Source organism: Paenibacillus sp. VTT E-133280, assembly GCF_002264385.1.
Lineage (GTDB): Bacteria > Bacillota > Bacilli > Paenibacillales > Paenibacillaceae > Paenibacillus_AQ > Paenibacillus_AQ nitricinens.
In genome coordinates this window covers 1-12,004 of the sequence record NZ_NFUX01000062.1, presented here as the reverse complement: position 1 = coordinate 12,004, position 12,004 = coordinate 1, and the positions used below count along the sequence as shown (strand labels likewise).

Below are 12,004 nucleotides of genomic sequence, written 5' to 3'. Positions count from 1 at the left end.
GAAGGTGAACATTAATGTTCGTAGATAAAGCTAAGATTTATGTTAAGGGCGGAGACGGCGGGGATGGTATCGTTGCGTTTCGTCGGGAAAAGTATGTACCGGATGGTGGCCCAGCAGGTGGTGACGGTGGCCGTGGTGGCGACGTTATCTTCCGCGTAGATGAGGGCTTGCGTACGCTGATGGATTTCCGTTATCAGCGCCATTTTAAAGCAGACAAAGGGATTAAAGGACGTAACAGAAGTCAGCATGGGGCGAACGCTGATCATATGATCGTGCGGATTCCACCTGGAACCATGTTAATTGACGATGATACTCAAGAGATCATCGCCGATTTGACTCGTCATGGTCAGCAAGTTGTTGTTGCCCGTGGGGGTCGTGGGGGTCGTGGGAATGCTCGTTTTGCAACAGCGGCTAATAAGGCTCCAGAGCTAGCAGAGAACGGCGAAGAGGGTCAAGAGCGGTATATTGTTATGGAACTTAAGGTTATGGCTGATGTGGGACTTGTAGGCTTCCCGAGTGTGGGCAAATCTACGCTACTGTCGGTTGTATCCGCAGCTCAGCCAAAGATTGGTGCATACCATTTCACAACGATTACACCGAACTTAGGTGTAGTAGATGTTGGGGATGGACGAAGCTTTGTAATGGCGGATCTGCCAGGATTAATTGAGGGAGCTAGTGAGGGCATAGGGCTTGGTCATGAATTCCTGCGTCACGTTGAACGTACACGGATCATTATTCACGTAGTGGATATGTCTGGTTCAGAGGGGCGTGATCCCTTCGAGGATTGGGTTCTCATTAATGACGAGCTGAAGCAATATAATGCGGCTCTAATTGATCGACCTCAGATCGTGGCTGCGAATAAAATGGATATGCCAGAGTCAGAGGAGAATCTCATCTCTTTCCGAGAACACGTAGCTGAACTGCGTCCGGATCTTGAGATTATGCCAATCTCCTCGCTTACCCGTCAGGGTGTTCAGGAACTGTTATATCGTGCAACGGATATTCTTGATAGTATTCCGGTGGCACCGATAGTTGAAGAAGTATCAGGAACAACTGAACGTAAGGTTTATAAGCTAGAAGCGGAAGATGATAACACATTCACCATTACACGTGATAATGAAACATATGTGGTCAACAGCCCTCGTATCGAGAAAATGTTGAAACGTATGCAGCTTAGCACACATGATGCGATTCTAAAGCTCGCCCGGACTTTGCGGCATATGGGTGTAGATGCAGAGCTTCGTAAACGTGGAGCTGTAGAGGGGACTATTGTCCGTATTGGTGAGTTCGAATTCGAGTTCGTAGAGAATAGTAGTTACTATTAATATTTAGCTGATTACAAAGCGCGATTTGTGTTCTCCTGTAAAGGAAGACACAAATCGCGCTTTTTTTTAAATATAAGGAAGTATAAGTTTCACACAATACTATATGTTTTATATTTCTCGCTTAAACGCTTATCGTCCTTATAAGGACGTCAAAGATGTTTATACTTGTTTCCATATTGAGCATATTTTTTTCATGAAAAGAACCCAAAACACGATATATATCGTATACAATAAATATCGAAATACACAATTTCCCATCCGGGAATGCATACGTTATTCATATATCATAGATGATGAAAGAGGGAATAGCAGATGGCAATTATAGAAGTGGTGAAGTACGACGGTCCTCCGGGGATTTTCGCATGGAAATATCCTAACCAAGAGCTAGGGACGTGGACTCAGCTAATCGTTAATGAATCTCAGGAAGCGATCCTATTCAAGGGCGGACAAGTGCTTGATTCCTTTACGGCAGGGCGGCACACCCTGAGCACCGCCAATATTCCTATTTTATCTAATATCGTCAACCTTCCTTTCGGTGGGAAGTCGCCGTTCACAGCAGAAGTATGGTATGTGAACAAGACCAATTCGATGAATGTTAAATGGGGAACCAGCGCACCTTTACAACTCCAGGATCCTAAATACAAAATAATGATTTCTGTTCGTTCCTTCGGACAGTTTGGTGTAAAGGTTGATAATCCGCGCAAATTTTTGTTGCAGCTTGTTGGAACGCTTCCTCAGTTTGATCACGATACGCTCGTAAATTATTTCCGCGGCTTGCTTATGTCGAATATAAATGAACTGATCTCATCCTACCTTGTACATAAGCAAATCAGTATATTGGAGATTAATGCCTATGTTGCAGAGATCTCAAAGCATATCCAGGGGCGGCTAGCATCAACTTTTCTGGATAATGGACTTGAGCTGAATAATTTCTATATTGATTCCATTAATATTCCTGATGATGATCCGGCAACGATTCGACTAAAGGAAGCTTTAGCTAAAAAAGCAGAAATGGATATTATCGGCTTCAACTATCAGCAGGAGCGTGGCTTTAACACGATGGAAAAAGCAGCAGGTAATCCTGGTAATCTTGGAGTAGGCATGATGAACACCGGGATGGGGCTTGGACTTGGTATGGGGTTCGCTGGACCGGCTATGGATATGGTGAATCGTATGACCCGAGGGATGAGTTTTGATTCAGGGACTACAGTGGTGCGCCAAGAGCGCTCCTGTTCGAAGTGTGGGGTTATGAATTCTGTTGAAGGAAGGTTCTGCAGTGGCTGTGGGCATGCTCTGGAGAGCATTCAGCAAAGCGCATCGTCCGGAAACAAGATCAATTGTTTGGAATGTGGACATGAATTGAAAGCAGGAGCCAAGTTCTGTCCTGGTTGTGGCAATCCTTATCGTGCTTGTCCAACCTGCGGAGCAGATAATCCTGAGGGTACATCTTCCTGTGTGTCTTGTGGAAAAGAAATGCCTAAAGCCTGTGGTAAATGTGGAGAAATGGTATCACCAGGGGTGAAATTCTGCCCTCACTGTGGAGATAGCTTGGTTATTAAATGCGGAGGTTGTGGGCATGAGCTGAATCCTGGACAAAAATTTTGTGCAGAGTGTGGAACAAAAGCAGGCTGAAGGAGGACGTTATGAACAAGGGCAAAAGCTATATTCGTATCATCACCATTATTTATGTGGCTGCTATAATACTAACGGTATTCTCCTTTATAGGGTTAGGCTTCTCTGAATCACTGTTTCGATTCGTGACTTCGCTAGTTGCTGTTCTGCTGGCGGAGAGTGTGGTGTATGGCTATTGTATTTTTTGGCTCCGTACTGCAGGTAGTGTGCAGCGGACCTCACCCGTTCTTCTCAGCGGTGCATTCATCACGGGGATTTATGCGGCTGGAGTATTCGCATCGGCTATTGTCTTCGATTGGCTACTGGAGCTGTCTCCTCTGTGGTATGCTGCCGTTCAACTGCTGATTCTTTTAATGGGTGGAATCACGCTGGCTGTGATCGGGATTTATGGATGGAATGCCGGAAGTGAAGAACAGCAAAGGCAGAGGTCTATGCAAGCTTTTCGGCAGCATCAGAGTGAAATAAACGAGATCAGTGCGCTGGCAAGCAGCTGGAAGAATCCCGAAACTGAACAGCTTATAAAAGTGCTCAATAATTTACGGGATCAATTCAAGTTCAGTGATCCTATATCAGATCCATCTTTGTATGCTACTGAGGACATCATGAATCAGCAGATCGCCCTGTTGCATGATCATGTGAAGCTTCTGCTTATGACAAATGAGCCACATGAGAACTGGCAAGCTGAAATCAACGAAATGGCCGACAGTATTAAGGCTACACTTGAACGGCGAAATCGGGAATTAGCAGCCCTTAAATAGGAGGAAATAACTACATGAACAGATTGAACATACAAGAGCCGTCACCGGGCCCAGCGGGGAGTACAGCGGTTCCTCTAATTAAATTAGATCGGACTGGGTTTGATTATCTCATTCTTGCGGCAGCTTATCTATTCACGCCCATTGGACTCGTTCTTGCATTGTTACGTTTGATGCTAACTCATTATAAAAATCATCGGAGACCAACCAATCTAAATCTGATCATGCATGTATTTATCGGAGGATTTGTTGAGCTCTCTATTGCAATGTTTGTGGATACCATGAGTGGAAACACTGGAACTTCCGAATTGTTAACGATCCAGATTTTCCTTGCAGTCATATTTTTGATTCCGGCACTTATTCTTGCGAATGTGACAGCAAAAGCTAAACATACGCTTTCTAAGCTTAACACTTCTTATATAGAGCTGATTCTGATTAAAAATATCCAATATGTCGGCAGTATATCTGAACGGATAGGTCAAAGCGAAAGCGATGTACGGAGAGATGTCCAGTATCTCAAGAATAAAGGATTACTGGATATTGATATTGTACTTTCCGAGGGGCGCCAGACGCCAGATCCGTCCATGGCAGCACCTAATCTTGTACATTCTGGAAGGACATCAGGCTTCGGAGCCCAAGCTTCGGGTCAGCAGATTCATTCTCAGCCGCAGTCCTCACCGCTGCTGCCTAAGTCCATCCGTTGTCCGGGCTGCGGAGCACAGAATACGGTTCAGCCTAGTCAGTCAAAGAGCTGTGATTATTGTGGAACAATGATATCGTACAGTTAATGCCAAGGTTCTCCCTGAGCATTGTAGATATAACTTAACTAGGGGAGATAGAAGATGAGTAAATTGGATATACGAAGGCAGCCACCAACAACAGGCAAACCGATATATAAGCACGAATATGAGCGGACGGCGTTTGATTATACGATTATTGTGTTTGCGTATGTATTTGCTCCAGTGGGGTTTATACTGGCTGTCATTCGATTATTATCTACACATTCCAAGAGACAGCGCAAAGCAAGCAATATTAACCTGTTTTATCATGCATGTATGGGTGCCTTTTTAGAATTGGCGATCTATTTCATTATTAGCAAGCTGCTTGGTCAAATCGATTATTTCGCACTCTTGATCAGGCTGGTAATCATCTACAGCATTTTTAGGATACCCGCAATCAAATTCAGGGTTAGGGCCGTAGGATGGAGAGAGGGATTCACTTATCTTTGCAATGATTATATCGCATTGGTTCTTGTAGACGGCATCAGGCATATCGGTAGCCTGTCCGATATTCGCGGATTCAGTGAAGAGAACGTCCGAGACGTTTTGGAGTATTTAAAAGATCAGGGGATACTTTCTCCAGATATTGTTTATTATGAAGGACGTGTAGACAATCCATTTGTAAAATTGCCGCCGATGCTCATTTATTCCAAACGGACACAGGCACTGGTGCGTGCGCCTGAGAATAACCTTCGCTACCGTAACAAGCGAGACCGGACAGTTTTTGATCGAATCATCATAGCGGTTGCCTATTTATTTGCTCCGCTTGGGTTTGTGCTTGCGATCCTTAGTTTTGTAAGCACTCATTATAAGAATGAGCGAAAATCATTTAACTACAAATTGCTCTATCATGTATGTATGGGATCTTTTATGGAACTATCCGTCCTCTTCGCCGTGGGGACCTATAAAGGGGATTTTAAGTGGTCCACTTTATTGATCATTCTGGTGGTCCTCTACGTGATCTTCATAATTCCGGCCGACAGCTTCGCAAGTCGGGCTACCTTGGCAACCGAGAACTTTGATTTTCTGTGTAAGAAGTATCTCATGCTGATCATAGTGGATGATGTTAGACATATTGGAAATTTAGCTGATATCGTCAAACAAAGTGAAGATGATGTACGTAGAGACCTAAGGTATTTGGTGAGATGGGGGTTACTTGCTTCTGATATTGTCTATTATGAAGGACGCGTTAAGCTCTTCGATAAACAACCGCCCAATCTTGTTCATCCTGAACGGGTACAGCCCTACGGGGCACAGAACCAACAGCCATCATCACCTGGGCGGCAGTCATTACCGGAGATCTGGTCTAAGCCACCTGTCCAACTGCCGAAGTCCATCGTTTGTCCGAGCTGCGGTGCTAAGAGTAGGGTGCTGCCGGGTCAGGACAAGATCTGTGATTATTGCGGGACGACGATTCCATACAGTTAGCGTACATACGATTGCCTGCTGCCCCCGGGAATCCGGGGCTTTTGCTGCACCGAACCCCCTGGCCTCAGAGTATACATATAAAGTTATTGCATTTTATAAGTCTTTTCCGATATAATGTCCACTAAGAAAACACAAAAGTCTTTGAGGTGAGGACGTTCGTGAAAGAACGCTATTATTTGGTCCGGGAGGACATATTACCTGATGCCGTACTTAAGACTATGCAGGTGAAGCAATTACTTGAAGCTGGGGATGCGAAGACCGTACATGAAGGTGTAGAACAGGTAGGATTAAGCCGAAGTGCTTTTTATAAATACAAGGATGGCATTCACCTGATCCATCAGTTAGAACGTGAGCGAATTGTTACGATCTCTATGGATTTAGAACATGAATCCGGGATGCTCTCCAAGGTTCTGGGATCTGTGGCGGGGCATGGGGCTAACGTGCTGACGATTCATCAGAGTATTCCGCTACAAGGACGAGCGAATGTGGTGATCTCCGTGGAAATCTCACATTTGAATGAGGAGCTCGGAGAGATGCTGGATAGTCTGAAGGATATTCCGGGAGTGAAGCGCGCCCTAATCGTTGGGCAGGGATAGAGAAGTTATATACGTAAAACTTTTAGGAGGATACAGATGAAGCCGGTTAAAGTAGGATTGCTGGGTCTGGGAACAGTTGGTACAGGTGTAGTTCGTATCGTGGAAGGAAATCAGGAGGATTTAAGCAGTCAAGTTGGCTCTCCAATACTCATTGAGCGTATAGCGGTGAATAATTCCAATAAGCCACGTGATATTGAAGTTGATCCTGCCAAAATAACAACGGATCCATGGGAGGTTATTCGTGACCCTGAGATTGATGTAATCGTTGAAGTGATGGGCGGTATCGATGGAACAAAGGAATATATTCTTGAAGCTTTGGACCACGGTAAGCATATCGTCACTGCGAACAAAGATTTGATGGCGCTGCATGGTTCAGAGATTCTGGCTAAGGCGCAAGAAAAGCAATGTGATGTCTTTTATGAGGCTAGTGTTGCGGGTGGTATTCCGATTATTCGGACGCTTATCGAAGGCTTTTCTTCCGATAAGATCATGAAGATTATAGGGATTGTGAATGGAACAACTAATTACATACTAACCAAAATGAGTCAAGAAGGCGCATCCTATAGTGATGTGTTAAAAGAAGCGCAGGATCTGGGTTATGCAGAGTCTGATCCAACTTCCGATGTTGAAGGGCTGGATGCTGCCCGCAAAATGGCGATTCTCGGAACCTTAGGTTTCCGCACTAACGTAGAGCTTCATGATGTCAGTGTGAGCGGGATTTCAGAAGTGAGTAAAGCCGATATCGCTTTTGCAAAGCGTCTCGGTTACGAAATTAAGCTGGTAGGCATTGCTGAACGTCAGGATGAAGCATTCAGTATCAGTGTTCAGCCAACCTTGATTCGGGCAAGTCATCCATTGGCTTCCGTTAATGGTGTGTTCAACGCAGTGTATGTTTATGGTGAAGCTGTCGGAGAGACTATGTTCTATGGTGCGGGAGCGGGCGCTATGCCAACTGCAACCTCGGTCGTCGCTGATTTGGTAGCTGTTATCAAGAACCTTAAGCTGGGTGTCAATGGATTGAAGCAGATCGTACCTTATAAGCAGAAAAAGCTTAAGAGTGATGAGGATATTTTTTATAAGAACTTCCTTCTTTTGCACGTTGACGATAAAGCAGGCGTATTGGCCAAGATTACTCAAGTGTTTGCCGAGTACGATGTGAGTCTGGATTCGGTAGTTCAGCAAGCCAATCCAAATAATCCTGACGCGGAAATTATTATTGTTACTCATAATGCGAGTAAAGCGAGTATGAACAAAGTGCTGCGTCACTTTAAGGAACTGAAAGTCATCCACCGGATCAAGAGCCATTATCGTGTAGAAGGCTAGAACTGTAGCTAGGGTATACTTTTTATATTTAAACAATGAGTAAGGAGATTGCACCTGTTATGAGTACTTATGGAGTAGCAAGGGTTAAAGTACCTGCTAGTACAGCTAATCTTGGTCCGGGCTTCGATACTCTCGGCATGGCTTTGCCGCTGTATGCCTGGATTGAGATGGAGGAAGCCAAGGAGACTGTTTTTCATCTTTATGGTGATGAGATGAAGGGAGTGGCTCAGGATAAGAGTAATTTACTCTATAAGGTCGCTCAAATGGTATTTGCAGAGGCAGGCGTTACGGTGCCTGAAATATCTATATCGATGTACTCTGAGATTCCGCTTACACGTGGGCTCGGCAGCAGTGCTTCAGCCATCATCGGGGGTATGGTCGCTGCTAATACGATGATCGGTTCTCCACTGGATGATGCCAAACTGTTTGATATGGCTACCCAGCTTGAGAAGCATCCCGACAATGTAGGGGCTTCCTTGTTTGGTGGCATCATTACCGCAGTGTGGGACGGTGATCATGCGGATTACGTTCGCCTAGAACCTCCACAAGATCTAGAGGTTCTAGTGGTTATTCCTGAATTCGAGCTGGAGACCACAAAAGCACGGGGAGTGCTTCCAACAGAAATCTCAGTTAGTGATGCTGTGTACAACATCAGCAGAACCTCTTTAATGACAGCCTCCTTTGCATCAGGTCGGCTTGACCTGATCAGCAGAGCGATGCAGGATCGTCTGCATCAGCCCTATCGAGCAGCACTTATTCCAGGCATGGAGAAGCTGCTCGCGGAAGCGCCTAACCACGGTGCTTTAGGAATCGCACTTAGCGGTGCCGGTCCTACCCTGCTGTGTTTAGTTGATCGCCATGAGACTCGTAAGCAAGAGCTTGAGGCTTTCCTGATAAATACGATGCAAGAACACGGCATCTCTGCTCAGACTTGCTGGCTTATGCCTTGTACTTCAGGTGTTACATCAAAGCTTCTTGAAATAAACGAGATGCAAAACGATTCATTTTTGGATATGATAAAAGGAGAAGTACGGTTATGAAATCAATAGCGGTATTGCCGCAGGGCTCGGTATCTCACGAAGCGCTGCTGCATTTGTTTAAAGGTGAACCTGTGAATATTGTGCATCACAAGTTAATTTCCGATGTCTTTCTCTCAACGGCTGGTGGCGCCACTGACTACAGCGTTATCCCGATTGAGAACACGATTGAAGGCTCAGTTAGTCTACACATTGATTGGCTCATTAATGAGGTCGATCTGCCTATGCAGGCTGAATGGATCTTTCCTTCGATACAGAATCTCATTGGTCACCCGCTGGAATTCAGAGATGCTGACGGGAATAAGGATTTCACTAGAATGAAAAAAATCCTTTCGCATCCGGTTGCCATGGCACAATGCATGCAATTTGTTCGGAAGCATGCACCTTGGGCTGAACTGGAGTCGGTCGGAAGTACCTCGGAAGCTGTCGAAATCGTTAAGAACAATCCTGGCAAGGGCTGGGCTGCAATAGGTACGGCTCTTGGCGCTGCTACTCATGGGCTAGAGATTGTAGATCGGAAAGTTACAGATCACAATAACAACTACACACGATTTGTTCTTGTTGGCCCGCAGAAGGCAGATCTTCCACGGAGCAGCAATGGGGTAAAGACGAGTGTCCTTGTAACGTTGCCGGAGGATTTTCCAGGTGCTTTACATCAGGTCCTCGCTGCCTTTTCTTGGCGGAAGCTGAATTTATCGCGTATTGAATCACGACCAACGAAAAAGAAGTTGGGTACTTATTATTTTTATATTGATGTGCTGGAACCGATAGAATCAGTCTTGCTGCCAGGAGCGATTGAAGAGATTAGCGCTTTAGGCTGTCAGGTTCGGATTCTGGGCTCGTATCCCACATACACCTATGAGGAAGAGAAAGCGGAGGTGCAGTAAATTCATGGCTGAACAATGGATCTATCTGGATGGACAACACGTAACTAAGGAAAATGCAAAGGTATCCGTTTTTGATCACGGTTTTTTGTATGGAGACGGCATATTCGAAGGTATTCGTATCTACAACGGTAATATTTTTAAATGTAAAGAGCATTTGGACAGACTATATGATTCGGCGAAGTCGATCATGCTGGACATTCCGCTCACTTATGACGAGATGCTGGAAGCTATGGCTGAAACGATTCGCCTTAACGACATGCGTAACGGCTATATTCGTCTGATCGTATCCCGTGGTCCTGGTAACTTGGGTCTTGACCCACGTCGTTGTCCTAAAGCCAGCGTAATCATTATCGTTGAACAACTGGCTATTTACCCAGAAGAAGCGTACATCAACGGGCTTCGTGCTGTTTCTGTATCCCAACGTCGTAATATTCCGGATGCACTGAATCCGAAGATTAAATCGCTTAACTATCTCAATAATATTCTAGTGAAAATTCAATCCAATCTGGCAGAAGCCGATGAAGCGATTATGATGAATGCCCAAGGATATGTTACTGAGGGATCTGGCGATAATATTTTCATTATCAAAAATGGTGTGGTCTTCACTCCTCCTTGCTATTTGGGAGCGCTTGAAGGAATCACACGTCTGGCGATCATCGAGTTATGTGAGAAATTGGGTATTAAGCTAAAAGAAGAACCGTTCACTATGCATGATGTTTACATAGCGGACGAGGTATTCTTCACAGGTACTGCTGCTGAAGTTATTGCTGCGCGTGAAATTGACGGCCGAATCATTGGTGAAGGACAAGCGGGTCCAATCACTTTGAAATTACTTGAAGAGTTCCGCAACGTTGTTGACAAAGATGGCTACAAGGTTTGGGAATAACAGTTAATCGTACAATGTGCTCTTTACGTGCTAGTCGTGTAATGAGTATTGAATAGGCATTAGATATCCTTTCATGCATATGAAGAAGATGGCCGGAGGTCTCTGGTAAATCTTTTCATGTCTCATGAAAGGATTTTTTTTATTTCAGGGATGTCATTCGCCCATGGGCTGCATAAGATGTAGTAACGAAGGAGGCGGCTGTACCGCATATAACTTTGTAAGAGAGCAATGTTCCATCCAAAGGGTGTTTGCTTTCAAAGCCAGTTTTGCTGTGTAGCTGTAAGAAAGCAATACTCCACAAAACTTTTAGGAGGTTAATGCTACGTGAAAATACACATTGTCAAACAAGGCGATAGTCTGTATGCATTATCGCAAAAGTACGGAGTGCCGTTACAAAAAATTATTGAAGCTAATCCACAGATCAGTAATCCGAATGTGCTGGCACTTGGTGAAAAAGTAAAAATACCTACGGCTCCTGTATCCGTACCGGATAACAGTGAAGTTTACTACAAGCATACAGTCAAACAAGGAGATACCTTATGGAAATTATCTAAGGCTTGGGGAATCCCCTTAAAGGATATGGTTGAAGCAAACCCCCAGCTAAAGAATCCGAATGTATTGATGTTAGGGGAAGTAGTCAACATTCCTAAAAAAACATCAAACGCTTCACCCGTACAGCCAGGCTACATGCCTTCTAATGCTTCTGAGAAAACACAAGTTGGCGGGAAGGAATATACGGGTCCAAAAGAACAGCCAGTTGCTGAAGTAGTTCCTGCACCAAAACCGGAAACTAAACCAGAGGTCAAACCAGAAACTAAACCGGAAGCAAAAGCAGAAAATAAGCCTGAGGCAAAAGCAGAAAATAAACCCGAAGCTAAAGCGGAAACTAAACCTGCACCTAAATCATCGCCCAATGTCTCACCTTTGTATAATTCTGCACCACACCCATCAATGAACATCGCCCCTATTAATACTCAAAATGCTGCACCAAATCCTGCGCCGAATATGCAGATGGAAGTTGCTCCTGTGCAAGAAATTGAAATGCAGAGCTTATTCGTTCAGATTACAGTTCCAAATCAAGAGCCTGTAGCTCATCATGAGGCAGCAAAAGCTGAGATGAAGCCATTGGCTTACCAAGAGGAAAAGGCAGATTCTTGTGACAATATGGGATATCCAGGCCTAGGAGGAAATCCTTATCTCTATGATTCCTATCAAAATAGCCCTAATATGAATATGAATTGGGCACCAAGTTATGTTCAACCGGCGTCATATGGACCTGAGTGCATGTCTCCATACAACTATTCAGAAAATATGTATTCACCTAACATGAGTCCAGAACAATGGAATCCGAACGCT

11 protein-coding genes are annotated in these 12,004 nt (G+C 44.7%); all 11 read left to right on the top strand.

Going from position 1 to position 12,004, the window contains the following annotated elements; all coding sequences use genetic code 11:
• Nucleotides 1–14: 14 nt before the first annotated feature.
• Entirely contained in the window at nt 15–1,325 is a 1,311-nt protein-coding gene (gene obgE / locus CA600_RS23125) for a GTPase ObgE (protein WP_094873209.1), read from the top strand.
• A gap of 312 nt (nt 1,326–1,637) precedes the next feature.
• Nucleotides 1,638–2,957: an SPFH domain-containing protein gene (locus tag CA600_RS23120; RefSeq protein ID WP_094873207.1), complete on the top strand. Its 1,320-nt coding sequence runs from the start codon at nt 1,638–1,640 to the stop codon at nt 2,955–2,957.
• Between the two features lie 11 nt (nt 2,958–2,968).
• Nucleotides 2,969–3,715, top strand: coding sequence for a hypothetical protein (locus CA600_RS23115; protein WP_094873206.1), 747 nt, complete (start codon nt 2,969–2,971; stop codon nt 3,713–3,715).
• Nucleotides 3,716–3,729: 14 nt separating this feature from the next.
• Nucleotides 3,730–4,500 (top strand): zinc ribbon domain-containing protein, encoded by a 771-nt coding sequence (locus tag CA600_RS23110; protein WP_094873204.1) that lies wholly within the window; start codon nt 3,730–3,732, stop codon nt 4,498–4,500.
• Nucleotides 4,501–4,554: 54 nt separating this feature from the next.
• Nucleotides 4,555–5,919, top strand: a complete 1,365-nt coding sequence (locus tag CA600_RS23105; protein WP_094873202.1) for a hypothetical protein — start codon at nt 4,555–4,557, stop codon at nt 5,917–5,919.
• A 158-nt stretch (nt 5,920–6,077) separates the two neighbouring features.
• The gene (locus CA600_RS23100; RefSeq protein WP_060621882.1) at nt 6,078–6,515 is read left to right on the top strand and encodes an ACT domain-containing protein; all 438 of its coding nucleotides are present in this window, start codon (nt 6,078–6,080) and stop codon (nt 6,513–6,515) included.
• Nucleotides 6,516–6,551: 36 nt separating this feature from the next.
• Entirely contained in the window at nt 6,552–7,838 is a 1,287-nt protein-coding gene (locus tag CA600_RS23095) for a homoserine dehydrogenase (RefSeq protein WP_094873201.1), read from the top strand.
• A gap of 59 nt (nt 7,839–7,897) precedes the next feature.
• A complete protein-coding gene (gene thrB / locus CA600_RS23090; RefSeq protein WP_094873199.1) occupies nt 7,898–8,878 on the top strand; it encodes a homoserine kinase in 981 nt (326 codons plus the stop codon).
• Nucleotides 8,875–9,762, top strand: a complete 888-nt coding sequence (pheA, locus tag CA600_RS23085; RefSeq protein ID WP_094873197.1) for a prephenate dehydratase — start codon at nt 8,875–8,877, stop codon at nt 9,760–9,762. The genes thrB and pheA overlap by 4 nt, the downstream gene beginning before the upstream one ends.
• A gap of 4 nt (nt 9,763–9,766) precedes the next feature.
• Nucleotides 9,767–10,648, top strand: coding sequence for a branched-chain-amino-acid transaminase (ilvE, locus tag CA600_RS23080; RefSeq protein ID WP_094873196.1), 882 nt, complete (start codon nt 9,767–9,769; stop codon nt 10,646–10,648).
• A 324-nt stretch (nt 10,649–10,972) separates the two neighbouring features.
• The coding region (locus tag CA600_RS30990) for a LysM peptidoglycan-binding domain-containing protein (protein WP_143812189.1) at nt 10,973–12,004 on the top strand (1,032 nt) is incomplete at its 3' end.

Excerpts from the sequence above, each read along its gene's own strand:
- obgE (WP_094873209.1), top strand. The coding sequence starts at position 15 with ATGTTCGTAGATAAAGCTAAGATTTATGTTAAGGGCGGAGACGGCGGG.
- CA600_RS23120 (WP_094873207.1), top strand. The coding sequence starts at position 1,638 with ATGGCAATTATAGAAGTGGTGAAGTACGACGGTCCTCCGGGGATTTTC.
- CA600_RS23115 (WP_094873206.1), top strand. The coding sequence starts at position 2,969 with ATGAACAAGGGCAAAAGCTATATTCGTATCATCACCATTATTTATGTG.
- CA600_RS23110 (WP_094873204.1), top strand. The coding sequence starts at position 3,730 with ATGAACAGATTGAACATACAAGAGCCGTCACCGGGCCCAGCGGGGAGT.
- CA600_RS23105 (WP_094873202.1), top strand. The coding sequence starts at position 4,555 with ATGAGTAAATTGGATATACGAAGGCAGCCACCAACAACAGGCAAACCG.
- CA600_RS23095 (WP_094873201.1), top strand. The coding sequence starts at position 6,552 with ATGAAGCCGGTTAAAGTAGGATTGCTGGGTCTGGGAACAGTTGGTACA.
- thrB (WP_094873199.1), top strand. The coding sequence starts at position 7,898 with ATGAGTACTTATGGAGTAGCAAGGGTTAAAGTACCTGCTAGTACAGCT.
- pheA (WP_094873197.1), top strand. The coding sequence starts at position 8,875 with ATGAAATCAATAGCGGTATTGCCGCAGGGCTCGGTATCTCACGAAGCG.
- ilvE (WP_094873196.1), top strand. The coding sequence starts at position 9,767 with ATGGCTGAACAATGGATCTATCTGGATGGACAACACGTAACTAAGGAA.